The sequence below is a fragment of the Microbacterium commune genome (genome assembly GCF_014836945.1).
Classification (GTDB): Bacteria; Actinomycetota; Actinomycetes; order Actinomycetales; family Microbacteriaceae; genus Microbacterium; species Microbacterium commune.
The window spans coordinates 36,487-51,688 of the sequence record NZ_JACSPX010000001.1; the positions used below are offsets into that span (position 1 = coordinate 36,487).

The following is a 15,202-nucleotide window of genomic DNA, read 5'->3' on the forward strand; positions in this document are numbered from 1 at the left end:
TCGCCGCGATCAGCGGCGCAGCCCGCCCTCGATCAGCTCGGTGATCAGCTCGCCGTAGCTCATTCCCGACGCGATCCAGCACTTCGGGAACATCGAGATCGGGGTGAACCCCGGCATGGTGTTCAGCTCGTTCACGACGATGTCGCCGTCGGCGGTGAGGAACACGTCCACCCGCGCGAGGCCCTTGCCGTCGACGGCCTCGAACGCGCGCACGCCGACCCGCTGCACGGCCGCGATCTCGGCATCCGACATCTCCGCCGGGCAGACGACGTCGACGCCGTCGCCGCCGAGGTACTTGCCCTCGAAGTCGTAGAAGCCGCGCGACGTGAGCACGATCTCACCGGGAAGCGATGCGCGCACGCCGTCCGCGGTCTCGAGGATCGCGACCTCGATCTCCCTGCCGACGATGCCGGTCTCGACGAGCACCTTCTCGTCCTCCGCGAAGGCCACCTCGAGAGCCGCATCGAGCTCGCCGAGGCTCTCGACCTTCGAGACGCCGACGCTGGACCCTGCCCGCGCGGGCTTGACGAACAGCGGCAGGCCGAGTTCGGCGATCGCCGCGCGCAGCGACGCCGAGTCCTGCCGCCAGGCACGCTGCCTGACGGTCACCCACGGGGAGACGGCGATGCCGTCGGATTCGAGCGCGACCTTCATGAAGTGCTTGTCCATGCACATCGCCGAGTCGAGCACTCCGCCGCCGGCGTAGGGGATCTCGAGAATGTCGAAGAAGCCCTGGATCGTGCCGTCCTCGCCGTGCGTGCCGTGCAGGATCGGCAGCACGACATCGACGACGCCGAGCTCGACCGCGGAGCCGTCGGGAACGATCACGCGCAGAACCCGGTCGCCGCCGGCTTCAGGCCAGCGGATCCGGGTGCCGTTGTCGATCACCTCGGGCATGCTCTGCGCATCGAGGGCGAACTTCGCGGGATCATCCTGCTCGAGCACGAAGGCGCCGTCGCGCGTGATTCCGACCGGGATCACGTCGTAGCGATCGCGGTCAATCGCCGCCAGCACCCCTCCCGCCGTGGCGGAACTGATCGAATGCTCGCTGGAACGCCCGCCGAAGAGCACCACCACCGTCTGCTTGTCCATGTTTGGTCATCTCCTCCTGGGGAGTGTCGTCGTCGGTGGTGAGGTGCGGTGCGATGTCGCGCGGGTCCATGCGCCCGTCGAGCACCATCTTCACCTGCTCGACGATGGGCATGTGCACTTCTGACTCGTGCGCGAGCTGAAGGATCGGGGCGACGGATGCCAGGCCTTCGGCTGTCTGGTTCATCTGCTTCACGACGTCGTGGAAGTCGTAGCCCTGACCGAGCAGCCGGCCGGCGGTGTTGTTGCGGCTGAGCGGCGACTGGCACGTCGCGATGAGGTCGCCGAGTCCGGCCAGGCCCTGCAGCGTCTCTGGGCGGGCCCCGTTCGCGACGGCGAAGTCGGTCATCTCGACAAGGCCGCGGGTGATGATCGACGCCTTGGTGTTCTCGCCGTATCCGACGCCGTCGACGATCCCGATCGCGACGGCGATGAGGTTCTTCAGCACCCCGCCGAACTCGGTGCCGATCACGTCGGTGTTCACGAACGACCGGAAGTAGCGGTTGCGGGCCGTGCGCGCCACGGCATCCGCCGTCTCCTGGCTTCGAGAGGCGATCACGGCGGCGGTGGGCTGCTCGCGCGCGATCTCGAGCGCGAGGTTGGGTCCGGATGCCACGGCGATCCGATCCGGATCGCACCGCAGCTCCTGCTCGATCACCTGGCTCATCCGAAGACCCGACGAGCGCTCCACGCCCTTCATCAGGCTGATGATCGGGATGTCCCGGCCGGCGAGCAGCGGACGCAGCGCCTTCAGGTTCTCACGCAGCGTCTGACTGGGCACAGACAGGTACACCTGCTCGGCGCCGTCGAGGGCGTGGGCGAGCTCGTGCGTGGCGTCGATGCTGCGGGGCAGGTTGATGCCGGGCAGGTACTTCGAGTTGCGCTTGGCCTCGGCGATCTCGTGCGCGAGCTCGGGCCGACGCGCCCACATGGTGACGTGCGCGCCGCCGTCGGAGAGGATCTTGCCGAAAGTGGTGCCCCAGCTGCCGGCGCCCACGACGGCTGCGCGGACCCCGGACGGCTGCAGCGAGCGCTTATGACTCAAGACGCCCCGTCTCCTTCTGGCCGTGATCGCCCGGGTTCCAGCGCTTCTCCGGCGCCTTCTCGTCGCGCAGCTCCTCGAGCAGGGCGGTGATGGCGGCCATCAGACGCTCGGTCGCGATGCTGAGCACGCCGGGGTCGCCGGCGCGGCCACGCAGGTCGGACAGATCCACCGGATCGCCGATCAGCACCCGCACGGGTCTGCGGGGCGGCCAGACGCTGAGCCCCTTCTGGTAGCGCCCCATGATCTGCTGGGTGCCCCACTGTGCCATCGGGATGAGCGGGATGTCGCCGGTCAGCGCGAGGCGCACCGCCCCCGACTTCCCGCGCATCGGCCACATCTCGGGATCCCGGGTGAGCGTTCCCTCCGGGTACACGATGACGCCGCGGCCGTTCTCGACGAGGTCGCGGGACTGCGTGAGCGTCTGCTTCGCACTCGATGCCGACGAGGTGCGGGCGACGGGGATCATCCCCGTCTTCCGCAGGATCCAGCCGAGCACCGGAACGCGGAACAGGCTGTCCTTCGCCATGAACCGCGGCAGACGCCCGGAGCGGTACACCGCGACCGCGACGATCAGCGGGTCGAACTCGGAGTAGTGGTTCGGCGCCAGCACGAAGGCGCCCGTGCGGGGCAGCTTCTCGGCACCGCTGACGGTGATCTTCGCCAGCAGCGACACGGGCGGGATGACGATCGCCGCGAGCGGCCAGAAGATACTGGGACGGCTGCGTTCTGTTGCGGCCATCAGCTCACCGGACGACGTCGAAGTCCGCGCCCAGGGCGCGGAGCTTGTCGAGGAACTTCTCGTAGCCGCGGCTCAGGATGTCGATTCCCGAGACCTGCGACTCGCCTTCCGCCGTGAGGGCGGCGATCACGTGGCTGTAGCCGCCGCGCAGATCGGGAACCACGATGTCGGCCGCGTGCAGGGGCGTGGGGCCGGTGATGACCGCCGCCTGCTCGAGCTCCCGCCGCGGCACGCGACGGGGTCCGTCCTGCAGACCGTGCGGGTGCACCTCGATGTCGGCACCCATCTTCACCAGCGCCTGAGTGAACCCGAAGCGGTTCTCGTAGACCGTCTCGTGCACGATCGAGCGCCCCGGCGCCTGGGTCAGCGCCACGATCAGCGGCTGCTGCCAGTCGGTCATGAACCCGGGGTGCACGTCGGTCTCGACGATGACGGGCTTGAGCTCGCCGCCACGGCGGAAGAGGATGCCGTCCTCCTGCACGTCGAACCACCCGCCGGCCTTGCGGAAGACGTTGAGGAAGGTGAGCATCTCCTGCTGCTTGGCGCCGGCGACGAAGATCTCGCCGTCGGTGGCCAGCGCGGCGCACGCCCACGACGCGGCCTCGTTGCGGTCGAAGATCGCGCGGTGGTCGTAGCCGCGCAGGGTCTCCACGCCCTCGATGAGGATCACACGGTTCGGCTCGTACGAGATGATGGCGCCCATCTTCTGCAGCACGGCGATGAGGTCCATGATCTCGGGCTCGATGGCGGCGTTGCGCAGCTCGGTCACGCCCTCCGCGCGCACGGCCGTCAGCAGCACCTGCTCGGTCGCGCCGACGCTCGGGTACGGCAGGTGGATGTTCGCACCCTTCAGACCGTTCGGGGCCGACAGCCGGATGCCGCTCGGCTGCTTCTCCACGACCGCCCCGAACTTGCGCAGCGCGTCGAGATGGAAGTCGATGGGCCGGTCGCCGATTCGACATCCGCCGAGGTCGGGGATGAACGCCTGGCCGAGACGGTGCAGCAGCGGGCCGCAGAACAGGATCGGGATGCGCGACGCGCCGGCGTGCGCATCGATCTCCTCGTAGTGCGCCGATTCGACATCGCTCGGGTCGAGGATCAGCGATCCCGGCTCGTCGCCCTCGGTGACGGTGACACCGTGGACCTCGAGCAGCGAGCGCACCACGGCGACGTCGCTGAGCCCGGGAACGTCGCGCAGCGTGCTCGCGGTCTCGCCGAGCAGCGTCGCGACCATCGCCTTCGTCGCCAGGTTCTTGGCTCCCTTGACGTCGACGCGCCCGCGCAGCGGTCTGCCGCCGCGGATCGCGAGGACGGATCCGGCTGGAGCCGCCACCCGGTCGTCTACAGCAACTCGCGGCGATGTCGTCATTCGGGCCTCATCTTCCTCAGGACATCACGGCGTTCGCCGCGATGTCTTTCTCTCTCACGGCGGATGCCGCAGGGCTTGTGGCCCCCGGCCCACGATGTTCCGCCCTATCGGACTGGAAGGGTACGTGGCCGCCACGACTCGCGACGGGCCTCGAACTGCGCGATCTTGTCTTCGTTGCGCAGGGTGAGCCCGATGTCATCGAGCCCTTCGAGGAGCCGCCATCTAGTGTAATCGTCGATCCCGATGGAGGCCTGGAAGACAGCCTCGGAGGCGGGGGTCGCGCCGGGCACGGTCACCGTGCGGGCCTCGAGATCGACCGTGACCGGTCGGCCAGGCTGCTCGTCGATCAGCTCCCAGATCCGCTCGATGTCGGCGTCGTCGACGGTCGCGGCGAGCAGGCCCTGCTTGCCCGAGTTGCCGCGGAAGATGTCGGCGAAGCGCGACGACAGCACGACCTTGAATCCGAAGTCGCGCAGCGCCCAGACGGCGTGCTCGCGGCTGGATCCGGTGCCGAAGTCGGGCCCGGCGACCAGCACGGATGCGCCCTGGTACGGTGCCTGGTTGAGCACGAACTCCGGATCCTGACGCCATCCGTGGAACAGGGCGTCCTCGAAGCCCGTCTTGGTGACCCGCTTGAGGAACACCGCCGGGATGATCTGATCGGTGTCGACGTTCGAGCGCTTCAGCGGAGCGGCGATGCCGGTGTGGGTGGTGAACTTCTCCATCAGATGCTCGCTTCCAGGTCTGCGGGGCTCGACAGCGTGCCTCGGATCGCGGTCGCGGCGGCGACCAGCGGCGAGACGAGGTGGGTGCGGCCGCCCTTGCCCTGACGTCCCTCGAAGTTGCGGTTCGACGTCGACGCACAGCGCTCCCCCGGGGCGAGCTGGTCGGGGTTCATGCCCAGGCACATCGAGCATCCGGCGAAGCGCCACTCGGCACCGAACGCCTCGACGATCTTGTCGATCCCCTCGGCCTCCGCCTCGAGGCGCACGCGTGCGGAGCCGGGAACGACCATGACGCGAACGCCGTCGGCCTTCTTCTTCCCGTCGATGATCGACGCGAAGGCGCGCAGGTCCTCGATGCGGCTGTTCGTGCAGGAGCCCATGAAGACGGCGTCGACCTTCACCTCCTTCAGCGGGGTGCCGGGGGTGAGGTCCATGTACTCGAGCGCACGCTCGGCGGCGGCGCGCTCGTTGGCGTCGGCGATCGCGGCCGGGTCGGGCACAGACGACGACAGCGAGCTGCCCTGGCCCGGGTTGGTGCCCCAGGTGACGAACGGCTCCAGCTGATCGGCGTCGATGAACACCTCGGCGTCGAAGGTCGCGCCCTCGTCCGTCGGCAGCGTGCGCCAGTAGGCGACCGCGTCGTCCCAGTCCTGCCCCTGCGGGGCGTGCGGCTTGTCCTTGACGTATGCGAACGTGGTCTCGTCGGGGGCGACCATGCCCGCTCGGGCCCCCGCCTCGATCGACATGTTGCAGATCGTCATGCGGCCCTCCATCGACAGAGCCCGGATGGCGCTGCCGCGGTACTCGAGCACGTACCCCTGCCCGCCACCGGTGCCGATCTTCGCGATCACGGCGAGGATGATGTCCTTCGCGGTGACGCCGGGTCGCAGGGTGCCCTCGACATTGACGGCCATGGTCTTGAACGGCTTGAGCGGCAGTGTCTGGGTGGCCATGACGTGCTCGACCTCGCTGGTGCCGATGCCGAACGCCATCGCGCCGAACGCGCCGTGGGTGGAGGTGTGCGAGTCACCGCAGACCACCGTGATGCCAGGCATCGTGAGACCGAGCTGCGGGCCGACCACGTGCACGATGCCCTGCTCGGCGTCTCCGAGCGAGTGCAGTCGCACGCCGAACTCCGCCGCGTTGCGCCGCAACGTCTCGATCTGCGTGCGGCTGGTGAGGTCGGCGATCGGCTTGTCGATCGCGAGGGTGGGGGTGTTGTGGTCTTCGGTCGCGATCGTCAGATCGAGCCGGCGAAGCGGGCGGCCCTCGGCGCGCAGCCCGTCGAACGCCTGCGGGCTGGTGACCTCGTGCACCAGGTGGAGGTCGATGTAGATGAGGTCGGGCTCGCCGTTCTCGCCCTTGACGACGAGGTGATCGTTCCAGACCTTCTCGGCCAGGGTGCGCGGCGCTGCTGTGCTGCTGGTCATGCGGTGTGTTCCTTAGATGGCTCGAAGAGTCGGCCCATGATGGACTCCGCGACGAGGAAGGCCTTAGATCGAGGTCCCGTCGCGGCTGCTAAGAAGAAGAACCACCCGCCGCATGCCGGTCAGTTTACACGGCAGCGACGGGTGGCCCTCCGGTGTGTTTCACACTGCGGAACCGGTCGAGCTCAGCTCTCGACGGCTGCTCTCCTCTCACGTCGCGATGCGACCAGGCTGGCGATGGTGGCCACGGCCATCGAGGAGAAGATCACGCCGAGCGAGACCCAGTTGTTGATGTCGGGAGCCCACTCGATCGGCTGCCCGTTGTTGATGAACGGCAGCTCGTTCTCGTGCATGGCGTGCAGGATCAGCTTGACGCCGATGAACGCGAGGATGAAGGCCACTCCGTAATGCAGGTAGCGCAGGCGGTCGAGCAGGTCGCCGAGCAGGAAGTAGAGCTGGCGCAGACCCATCAGCGCGAACAGGTTCGCGGTGAACACGATGAACGGGTTGGTCGTGACGCCGAAGATGGCCGGGATGGAATCCACCGCGAACATCAGATCGGTGACGCCGAGCGAGACGAAGACGATGAGCATCGGGGTGAAGATCTTGCGTCCGCCCACCACGGTGCGCAGCTTCGGTCCGTCGTACTCGTCGCTGATCGGGATGACGCGGCGGATCTGACGGACGATGAAGTTCTCGGTCTTCGCGTCCTCCTGCTCCTTGTCGGGCATGGCCTGACGGATCGCGGTGAAGACGAGGAACGCGCCGAAGATGTAGAAGATCGGGCTGAGATGCTCGACGGCGGCGCCGACGATGAGGATGAAGATCGCGCGCAGGATCAGCGCGATGATGATGCCGACCATCAGCGCCTCCTGCTGATAGCGACGCGGCACCGAGAACTGCGTCATGATCAGCACGAAGACGAACAGGTTGTCGATCGAGAGGCTGTACTCCATCGCCCAGCCGGTGAGGAAGTCGAGCGACGACTTCGTGTCACCGAAGAAGAACAGCGTTCCGGCGAAGATCAGGGCGAGCGCGACGTAGAACGCCACCCAGAGGCTGGATTCCTTGGTCGAGGGGATGTGCGGCCGCTTGAGGATGAGCAGGAGATCCGCGATGAGGATCACGGTGAGCACGATGAGGGACGTGACTTCGAACCAGACGGGAATCAAAGGACGGGTGCCTTTCGGAGGGTGCGGTGAATGCCGAAAGTCTCTCCCCGCATGTGTGACATGCGTCACGCGGCCGGAGCAGCTTTGATGGTGCTCGTGATGACGATCCGCGCGATGTCGGGATACTCCCCCTCGCTGAATCGATCGTAGCGGATTCTGAGACGGTCGCCTGTTCCGCGACACCTTCATATGAGAGACACTCAGAGAGGCGACGGCGAACGGAAGAGGCATGCCGAACAGCACGCAGGACCGCGAGTGGGCCGCTCGAGCCGCATCGGGTGATCAGGATGCGTTCCGAGCCATCTACCGCGCCCACGTGCGCCCCGTCTACTGGATCGCGCACGGGCTCCTCGGCTCGCCCTCCGACGCCGAGGACGTCGTGCAGGAGACGTTCGTGGTCGCCTGGCGCAAGCTGCCCGGCCTCGAGCTGGCCGGCGAGTCGCTGCTGCCGTGGCTCGCGACCATCTGCCGCTTTCAGGCGGCGAATCGCCTGCGACGGCTGCGCCGCGACAGCATGAACACCGCGGATGCCGTCGACGACACGCTTCCCGGCACGGTGTGCGTCGAGGACCAGGTCATCGCGGCGTCGCTCGCGGAGCGGATCGCGGCGGAGGTTCAGCGACTCGGCGACACCGATCGGGAGATCTTCCAGCTGTGCGCGGTGGAGGGCTACGCCTACGAGGCCGCCGCCGCGCAGCTGGGGGTGAGCCACGCTGCCGTTCGCAACCGTCTCTCCCGGGTGCGTTCGCGACTTCGCGGCGCGGTGAAGGAAGTGAGAGACGCATGAACGAGCAGAACGGGCTGCCGCGGCTGAGCGACGAGAGCATCGCGGATATGGAGCAGACCATCTTCGATCGGATCGCCCGCGAGCCGCGTGCGCCCCTCGCCGCCCCGGCAGAGGGACATCGTCGTCGACGGCGGTGGGCCACGGCTCTCGGTGTGGCTGCCGCGTTCGCCGCCGGCGCGCTCATCGCGCCACCGCTGCTGAACGGACTCGGATCCCTGACGCCGGGCGGCGCGGGAGATTCGGCAGCGGTGGCGCCGGCAGCCGACGGTGTCGACGCCGCCCCCCGCAGCGGGCAGGCGGAGTACGGGGGCGATGCTGTCGACGCATCGGAGGCGTCGGGCGGGGCGGTGGCGCCGCGTGACGACAGCGGGGGCACGGGGGCGGATCTGCCGTTCGCGACTCTGGACGACACGAGGGAGATCATCGTCACGGCCGAGATGTCGCTGCGGGTGAGCGATGTCACGAGAACGGCGAGCGACATCGCCGCTCTGGCCGCCGAGCACGACGGCTTCGTCGAATCCGCCTCGCTCGGGCTGGATCCGAGCGCGGACGGCATCGCACCCGAGCAGCCGCGCGAGGCGGGCACCGGGTGGATCAGCATCCGGATTCCCGCCGCCGATGTGAACGAGGTGATGGACGCCCTGGGCGCGGATGCCGAGGTGCTGCGCTCGACGATCTCGCGAGATGACGTCACGTCGACCGCCGTCGATCTGCGCGCGCGGATCGCCTCAGCCCGCACCTCGGTCGAGCGTCTCACCGAACTCATGAGCAGGTCCGGCTCGGTGGCGGACCTGATCGCAGCAGAATCCGCGCTGAGCGAGCGCCAGGCGCAGCTCGAAAGCTACGAGCAGCAGCTCGAGACGCTCGATGAGCAGGTCGCCCTGTCGACGATCTCGATTCAGCTGACCGAGCGGACGAGCGCGGCCGACCCGGATCCGGCCGGTTTCGGCGACGGGCTGCTGGCCGGGTGGAACGGGCTGGTGGCGAGCATGAACGGATTCGTCGTCGTTCTCGGGTTCCTCCTGCCCTGGCTCGGCGTCGCCGCGATCGCGCTGCTCGTCATCTGGCTCATCCGACGCCGTCGGCGCGGGCGCACGGCCGACTGAGTCCGGCGGCCGCGCGGCCGAGAAGACCCTTCCACGCCCGTGCATCCGTCGGGTAGCGTGCGGCCATGACAGCCACGACCTTCCTTCCCCGGTACGCGATCGTCACCGCATCCGACTCGGGGATCGGCGCCGCCACCGCCCTCGCCCTCGCCGACGCCGGGATGGATGTCGGCATCACCTGGCACAGCGACGAGGAGGGTGCCGAGCGGACGGCGGCTGCGGTGCGCGAGCGAGGGCGCAGCGCCGCGGTCGCACGGTTCGATGCGACCGACCTCGACCGCGTGGCCGGGGTGGTCGACTCTCTCGCGGAACGCCTGGGCGGGCTCGACGTGTTCGTGAACAACGCGGGCGCGAGCGTGCCCCGTCCGTTCCTCGACGTGCCGCTGAGCGAATGGCGAGGGACGGTGGCGTTGAACCTCGACGGGGCCTTCGCAGGGATGCAGGCCGCCGCGCGGCGCATGGTCGCCGCGGGCACGGGTGGCCGGATCATCGCCGTGACGAGTGTGCACGCGCACCAGCCGCGGGTGGGCCTGGCCGCCTACATCGCGGCGAAGCACGGGCTGTCCGGACTGATCAAGACCATGGCGCAGGAGCTCGGTGCGCACGGCATCACGGCCAACGCCGTGGCGCCCGGTGAGATCGCGACGGCTGCGAGCGGGCGCACGTCCGCCGATGCCGACCGCACCCACCGGCCCGGTGTGCCGCTCGGGCGACCGGGCAAGGCCGAGGAGGTCGCGGCCGTGATCGCCTTCCTCGCCTCAGCGGATGCGAGTTATGTGACGGGCGCGGACTGGAGCGTCGACGGCGGGATGCTGCAGATGGGCCCGCAGGCCGGATCGCACCTCGCCGATGACAGCTGGCGGGAGGGCTGAACCCGCGCCGGAACGCGATGAAGGCCCTCCGGATTCCGGAGGGCCTTCATCGTGTCGGTGACCCCAGCGGGATTCGAACCCGCGTTACCGCCGTGAGAGGGCGGCGTACTAGGCCGCTATACGATGGGGCCGTCACTGCAACCGTTCAAGTATGCCATGACGGATCTCACCGCACAAAATCAGCCCGATGCTCTCAGCCGAGCATGTCCTTCACGAGCGGGACGACCTTCTCGCCGTACAGCGCGATCGAGTCCATCATCGTCTGGTGAGTGACGGCGTTCTGGTCGTACTTCAGGTCGAAGCGGTCGACGTCGAGGGTTCGCAGGGTGCCGACGATCTTGCGCGCGACGGTCTCGGGCGAGCCGACGTACAGCGCGCCGCCCTCGATCTCGCGCTCGAAGTCGCCGACCGCGGGCGCCGGCCACCCGCGCTCCTGACCCAGCCGGGTGCGCATCGCGAGCCACCCGTCATGCGTCAGAGCGCGGGCCTGCTCGTCGGTCTCGGCCACGAGCCCAGGCGAGTGCACGGCGACCGGCTGGTGCGGCACGCCGAACTGGTCCTGGGCCCTGGTGAACAGATCGATGTACGGCGCGAAGCGTGCCGCGGGACCGCCGATGATCGCGAGGAACAGCCCGAAGTTGTAGCGCGCCGTGCGCACCACGGAGTCGGGGCTGCCGCCGACTCCGACCCAGGTGGGGATTCCGTTGGCCGTCGTCGGGAAGACCCTCTGGTTCTCCAGAGCCGCGCGTGTGCTGCCCTGCCAGGTCACCGGCTCTTCCTTCAGCAGCTGCGAGAGCAGGTCGAGGCGCTCCTCGAACAGCTCCTCGTACTGGCGCAGGTCGTAGCCGAACAGGGGGAACGACTCGATGAACGAGCCGCGCCCGGCGACGATCTCCGCGCGGCCGTTCGAGACGGCGTCCAGGGTCGAGAAGCGCTCGAACACCCGCACCGGGTCGTCCGAGCTGAGGACGGTGACGGCGGAGCCCAGCCGGATGCGGTCGGTCCGTGCGGCGATGGCGGAGAGCACGACCTCGGGGCTGGAGACCGCGAAGTCCGGGCGGTGGTGCTCACCCAGACCGAAGAAGTCGAGTCCCACACTGTCGGCGAGCACGGCTTCGTCGACGATGTCGCGGATCACCTGAGGATGGGGAACGCTCTCGCCGTCGGCGTCGGTGGTGACTCCGCCGAACGTGTCGAGGCCGAATTGAATGCCAGTCATGTAGAGCGCAACGGACTCTCGGCGGGATTCATTCCCCTGAATACAACACTCGGGAATACAGCGCCCGGGCAAGCAGAAGGCCCTCCGAGATTCGGAGGGCCTTCTGTGTCGCTGTGACCCCAGCGGGATTCGAACCCGCGTTACCGCCGTGAGAGGGCGGCGTACTAGGCCGCTATACGATGGGGCCGTTCGGCCCGAAGGGCCGATCTGGCAACCGTGCAAGTCTGGCACGGGGCAGGCCGCTGCTCCAAATCGCGGCCGCGCGAGCACGCATCACGGGCGTGTCGCGGCAAGAGGGTTGCCCGAATCCGCGCCACGAGGTTGACTCTCGCCATGCGCATCACGAGACACGAACATGCGGCCCTGCGAGTCGAGCACGCGGGCCGCACCCTCATCATCGATCCGGGGACGTTCACCGCTGCTCTCACCGACCTCGGCGACGTGGTCGCCGTCGTGATCACCCACGAGCACCCGGACCATTGGACGACGGAGCATCTCGATCGCATCCTGCGCGCTGCACCGGGCATCCCGATCCTCAGCACGGCGCACGTGGCGGTTGCCGCTGCGGACCACGACGTCACGGTCGTCCAGCCGGGCGACGCGGTGAGCGTCGACGGCTTCGAGTTGCGCTTCTTCGGCGGCGAGCACGCGGTCATCCACGAGAGCATGCCTCGGGTCGAGAATCTCGGCGTTCTCGTCAACGACGAGCTCTACTACCCCGGCGACTCCTACGCGATCCCTGAAGACGTCGAGGTGAACACGCTCGCCGCTCCGATCGGCGCGCCGTGGCTGAAGATCGGCGAGGCGATGGACTTCGTCCTCGCGGTCGCGCCTCGCCGCTGCTTCGGCACGCATGACATGACACTGTCGAGCATCGGCCTCGCCATGCATCGTCAGCGCCTGCAGTGGGCCACCGAACAGGGCGGCGGGACGTTCTCGGCGCTGGACCCCGGCGACGTGCTCGAGGGGTGAGGTGGGCGATTCGCCCCGCGCCGAGCGTCGACTCGGATCCGGTCTAGTCCGCGCGCTTCTGGAAGACCAGGCCCCGCTGCTCGCACAGATGGACGTCCTCTCCCCCGATGATCGTCCCGAGCTTCGATACCTCGGTGAGGACATCGCGAGCGCGCTGTCAGCTGATTGAGGGCTGAGCCGCCCGCACGCGCAGATCGCGGGCGAGGTCGTCGCGCGATTCGATCACGAGACGGCGCAGCGCACCCGGAGCATCCGCGTTCTGCTCGAGCCAGGCGTCGACGGCGTCGGTGCTGTCCGTCGCCGGGAAGAGACCGAGCACCAAGCGCTGGGCGAGTTCGATGCTCCGCTCGGCCCAGACGCCCCGGATCCGCTCGAAGTACTGCGCGTCGAAACCCGCGATGAGGTCACGACGCCCGCCGGCGCGGAAGCCGGCGATGGTCGCGTCGAGGTGGTCGTTGCTCAGGCTGAGGTCGTTCCACGCCGCCTCCCACGCCGCGGCGCGGGTCGAGGCGTCGGGCCGGGATGCCAGGGCCCGGATCTCAGCGGTGCGGCCCGCGGCCGTGTCGTCTGACGCGCGTTCTGCGGCGATCTGCTCGGCATCCGCGTGTCCCGTGGTCGCGAGGGCGGTCAGCAGGAGCCAGCGCAGATCGGCGTCGATGGGAAGTCCCTGCGGGGCGTCGCCGCCGAGGATCGCCCGGACATCGTCGGCGCGGGAGTCGTCGAACGCAGAGGCGGTGGCAAAGGCGCGGGCCCACGACAGCTGAGCGTCGCTGCCGGGATCGGCGCCCTGCAGCGCGGCCCAGGTCGAGTCGACCCAGGAACGGCGCTGCTCTGCGCGCTCGTCGTCGACGACGTAGTGCGTGATCGCGAACGCGGCGTTAATCAGCGTCGCGCTGAGCAGCGCCACGTTCGGCTCGGCGGGCGCGTGCGCCCGCACGATGTCGAGGTAGCGGGTCGCGGAGAGCTCGCCGTCGCGGGTGGCGTTCCACAGCGACGACCAGATGAGCCCGCGCGCGAGCTCATCCGAGACAGTCGACAGCGAGGCGGCGACGGTGTCGAGCGAGCGCTCATCGAGGCGCACCTTGGCGTAGGTGAGATCGTCGTCGTTGAGGAGCACGAGATCGGCATCCGGGATCTCGACGTCGGTGCGCTCCTGCTCGACCGTCAGCTCGATGCGCTCCCGCAGGGCGAGGCCGCCGTCGACGAGGTCGTACAGCCCCACCCGCAGCCGGTGCGGACGCGGAGCGATGTCACCGCTGTCCTGCACGAGCACACGTCGTCCCTCGGCATCCTCCTCGAGCCACAGCGCCGAGACTCCGCTGGTCTCCAGCCAGGACCGCGACCACTCGCGCAGGGTCTGGCCGGAGGCCGCCTCGAGCTCGTCGAGCAGGTCGTCCAGCGTGGTGTTGCCGAACGCGTGCGCGGCGAAGTAGCGTCGGGCGCCCTCGAAGAAGGCGTCCTCGCCGACGAACGCGACCAGCTGCTTGAGCACCGAGGCGCCCTTCGCGTAGGTGATGCCGTCGAAATTCAGTTTCGCGGCCTCGAGATCGGGGATGTCGGCGACGATCGGGTGCGTGGTGGGCAGCTGATCCTGCCGGTACGCCCAGGTCTTCCGACTGTTGGCGAACCGTGCCCAGGCGTCCGTGAATCGGGTCGCGGCTGCGGCGGCGTGCGTGCCCATGTAGTCGGCGAACGACTCCTTGAGCCACAGGTCGTCCCACCAGCGCATGGTCACGAGATCGCCGAACCACATGTGGGCCATCTCATGCAGGATCGTGTTCGCGCGGGCGCCGCGCTGCGCGTCGGTCGCGGCTCCCCGGTTGATGTACGCCTCGGTGAAGGTCACCAGGCCCGGGTTCTCCATCGCGCCGAGGTTGTACTCCGGCACGAAGATCTGATCGTACTTGCCCCACGGATACGGGTAGGCGAACGCGTCGGAGAAGAAGTCCAGGCCCTGACGGGTGACCTCGAGGATCTCATCGGCTTCCAGGTGCTCGGCGAGCGAGGCGCGGCACAGCACACCGAGGGAGATGCTCTGATCGTCTCGCGACCATTCGCCGTCGATCCGCGCATAGGGCCCGGCCGCGACCGAGGTGATGAAGCTCGAGATGGGCAGGGTGGGCGCGAACTCCACGGTCTGCACGCCGATCCCCGGCGTCACGTGCGCCGGCGACTGGTTCGAGAGCACGTGCCAGCCGGCGGGAGCGACCACGCGGAACGTGTACGAGGCCTTCAGGTCGGGCTGCTCGAAGCACGCCATGACCCGGCGCGAGTCGGCCGGCTCGTATTGCGTGTACAGATACGTCTCGCCGTCGACCGGGTCGTGGAATCGGTGCATGCCCTCGCCCGAGCGGCTGTACGCCGCGACGCCCTCGACGCGCACGACGTGGGAGCCGCCGAGCCCGTCGAGCAGGATGCGGGCGCCGTCCCAGCGCACCTCCCGCTCTTCTCCGTCGACCGTGACACGGTCGACGGACTCGCCGATGAAGTCGAGCCAGGTCTCAGCCTCTGTCGCGTCGAACGTCAGCGTCGTCGTGGTGGAGAAGCCGGTGCGGGCACGCTCGGGGGCACCCGCGAGGTCGAGTTCGACGCGCACCTCGCGCAGCGTGATCGACGCTGCGCGGCGGGCGGTCTCGTCGCGGGACAGATTGGCGGAGCTCATTCGTCCATGGTGTCACGT

Annotated in this window: 13 protein-coding genes and 2 tRNA genes; 4 read left to right on the forward strand and 11 right to left on the reverse strand. The window is 68.7% G+C overall.

Annotation, left to right across the window (positions count from 1 at the left end; genetic code table 11):
- Window positions 1–9: 9 nt before the first annotated feature.
- From H9633_RS00200 to H9633_RS00230, 7 genes are all read right to left on the reverse strand, one after another.
- Window positions 10–1,092: a D-alanine--D-alanine ligase family protein gene (locus tag H9633_RS00200; RefSeq protein WP_191711698.1), complete on the reverse strand. Its 1,083-nt coding sequence runs from the start codon at window positions 1,090–1,092 to the stop codon at window positions 10–12.
- The gene (locus H9633_RS00205) at window positions 998–2,134 is read right to left on the reverse strand and encodes an NAD(P)H-dependent glycerol-3-phosphate dehydrogenase (RefSeq protein ID WP_071644362.1); all 1,137 of its coding nucleotides are present in this window, start codon (window positions 2,132–2,134) and stop codon (window positions 998–1,000) included. The genes H9633_RS00200 and H9633_RS00205 overlap by 95 nt, the downstream gene beginning before the upstream one ends.
- Entirely contained in the window at window positions 2,124–2,873 is a 750-nt protein-coding gene (locus H9633_RS00210) for a lysophospholipid acyltransferase family protein (protein WP_071644360.1), read from the reverse strand. Before H9633_RS00210 ends, H9633_RS00205 begins: the two co-directional genes overlap by 11 nt.
- A 4-nt stretch (window positions 2,874–2,877) precedes the next feature.
- Window positions 2,878–4,242, reverse strand: a complete 1,365-nt coding sequence (gene murA / locus H9633_RS00215) for a UDP-N-acetylglucosamine 1-carboxyvinyltransferase (RefSeq protein WP_191711699.1) — start codon at window positions 4,240–4,242, stop codon at window positions 2,878–2,880.
- Window positions 4,243–4,346: 104 nt separating this feature from the next.
- Window positions 4,347–4,967: a 3-isopropylmalate dehydratase small subunit gene (gene leuD / locus H9633_RS00220; protein WP_071644356.1), complete on the reverse strand. Its 621-nt coding sequence runs from the start codon at window positions 4,965–4,967 to the stop codon at window positions 4,347–4,349.
- Complete coding sequence (leuC, locus tag H9633_RS00225) at window positions 4,967–6,397, reverse strand: 3-isopropylmalate dehydratase large subunit (protein WP_071644354.1); 1,431 nt, start codon at window positions 6,395–6,397, stop codon at window positions 4,967–4,969. Before leuC ends, leuD begins: the two co-directional genes overlap by 1 nt.
- Window positions 6,398–6,579: 182 nt before the next feature.
- The gene (locus H9633_RS00230; RefSeq protein WP_225211013.1) at window positions 6,580–7,566 is read right to left on the reverse strand and encodes a TerC/Alx family metal homeostasis membrane protein; all 987 of its coding nucleotides are present in this window, start codon (window positions 7,564–7,566) and stop codon (window positions 6,580–6,582) included.
- Between the two features lie 229 nt (window positions 7,567–7,795).
- Here H9633_RS00230 and H9633_RS00235 point away from each other — a divergent pair, with 229 nt between their 5' ends.
- From H9633_RS00235 to H9633_RS00245, 3 genes are all read left to right on the forward strand, one after another.
- Entirely contained in the window at window positions 7,796–8,353 is a 558-nt protein-coding gene (locus tag H9633_RS00235; RefSeq protein WP_071644350.1) for an RNA polymerase sigma factor, read from the forward strand.
- A complete protein-coding gene (locus H9633_RS00240; RefSeq protein ID WP_191711701.1) occupies window positions 8,350–9,459 on the forward strand; it encodes a DUF4349 domain-containing protein in 1,110 nt (369 codons plus the stop codon). Before H9633_RS00235 ends, H9633_RS00240 begins: the two co-directional genes overlap by 4 nt.
- 65 nt (window positions 9,460–9,524) lie before the next feature.
- Window positions 9,525–10,331 carry an SDR family oxidoreductase gene (locus H9633_RS00245; protein ID WP_191711702.1) on the forward strand — a complete coding sequence of 269 codons (807 nt, stop codon included), beginning with the start codon at window positions 9,525–9,527 and terminating at the stop codon, window positions 10,329–10,331.
- 58 nt (window positions 10,332–10,389) lie between these two features.
- On the opposite strand, the gene H9633_RS00250 is transcribed toward H9633_RS00245, so the two are convergent.
- From H9633_RS00250 to H9633_RS00260, 3 genes are all read right to left on the reverse strand, one after another.
- Window positions 10,390–10,462: transfer RNA gene (locus H9633_RS00250), tRNA-Glu, on the reverse strand.
- Between the two features lie 62 nt (window positions 10,463–10,524).
- Window positions 10,525–11,550, reverse strand: a complete 1,026-nt coding sequence (locus H9633_RS00255; protein ID WP_191711703.1) for an LLM class flavin-dependent oxidoreductase — start codon at window positions 11,548–11,550, stop codon at window positions 10,525–10,527.
- 114 nt (window positions 11,551–11,664) lie between these two features.
- Window positions 11,665–11,737, reverse strand: a tRNA-Glu gene (locus H9633_RS00260).
- A 146-nt stretch (window positions 11,738–11,883) separates the two neighbouring features.
- Here H9633_RS00260 and H9633_RS00265 point away from each other — a divergent pair.
- The gene (locus H9633_RS00265; RefSeq protein WP_191711704.1) at window positions 11,884–12,522 is read left to right on the forward strand and encodes an MBL fold metallo-hydrolase; all 639 of its coding nucleotides are present in this window, start codon (window positions 11,884–11,886) and stop codon (window positions 12,520–12,522) included.
- A gap of 157 nt (window positions 12,523–12,679) precedes the next feature.
- Here H9633_RS00265 and pepN read toward each other — a convergent pair whose 3' ends face one another.
- Window positions 12,680–15,184, reverse strand: coding sequence for an aminopeptidase N (gene pepN / locus H9633_RS00270; RefSeq protein ID WP_191711705.1), 2,505 nt, complete (start codon window positions 15,182–15,184; stop codon window positions 12,680–12,682).
- Between the last annotated feature and the right edge of the window lie 18 nt (window positions 15,185–15,202).

What these genes read in the sequence shown, in the direction of transcription:
- H9633_RS00200 (WP_191711698.1), bottom strand. Translation starts at nt 1,092, where the DNA reads ATGGACAAGCAGACGGTGGTGGTGCTCTTCGGCGGGCGTTCCAGCGAG.
- H9633_RS00210 (WP_071644360.1), bottom strand. Translation starts at nt 2,873, where the DNA reads ATGGCCGCAACAGAACGCAGCCGTCCCAGTATCTTCTGGCCGCTCGCG.
- murA (WP_191711699.1), bottom strand. Translation starts at nt 4,242, where the DNA reads ATGACGACATCGCCGCGAGTTGCTGTAGACGACCGGGTGGCGGCTCCA.
- leuD (WP_071644356.1), bottom strand. Translation starts at nt 4,967, where the DNA reads ATGGAGAAGTTCACCACCCACACCGGCATCGCCGCTCCGCTGAAGCGC.
- leuC (WP_071644354.1), bottom strand. Translation starts at nt 6,397, where the DNA reads ATGACCAGCAGCACAGCAGCGCCGCGCACCCTGGCCGAGAAGGTCTGG.
- H9633_RS00235 (WP_071644350.1), top strand. Translation starts at nt 7,796, where the DNA reads ATGCCGAACAGCACGCAGGACCGCGAGTGGGCCGCTCGAGCCGCATCG.
- H9633_RS00240 (WP_191711701.1), top strand. Translation starts at nt 8,350, where the DNA reads ATGAACGAGCAGAACGGGCTGCCGCGGCTGAGCGACGAGAGCATCGCG.
- H9633_RS00245 (WP_191711702.1), top strand. Translation starts at nt 9,525, where the DNA reads ATGACAGCCACGACCTTCCTTCCCCGGTACGCGATCGTCACCGCATCC.
- H9633_RS00255 (WP_191711703.1), bottom strand. Translation starts at nt 11,550, where the DNA reads ATGACTGGCATTCAATTCGGCCTCGACACGTTCGGCGGAGTCACCACC.
- H9633_RS00265 (WP_191711704.1), top strand. Translation starts at nt 11,884, where the DNA reads ATGCGCATCACGAGACACGAACATGCGGCCCTGCGAGTCGAGCACGCG.
- pepN (WP_191711705.1), bottom strand. Translation starts at nt 15,184, where the DNA reads ATGAGCTCCGCCAATCTGTCCCGCGACGAGACCGCCCGCCGCGCAGCG.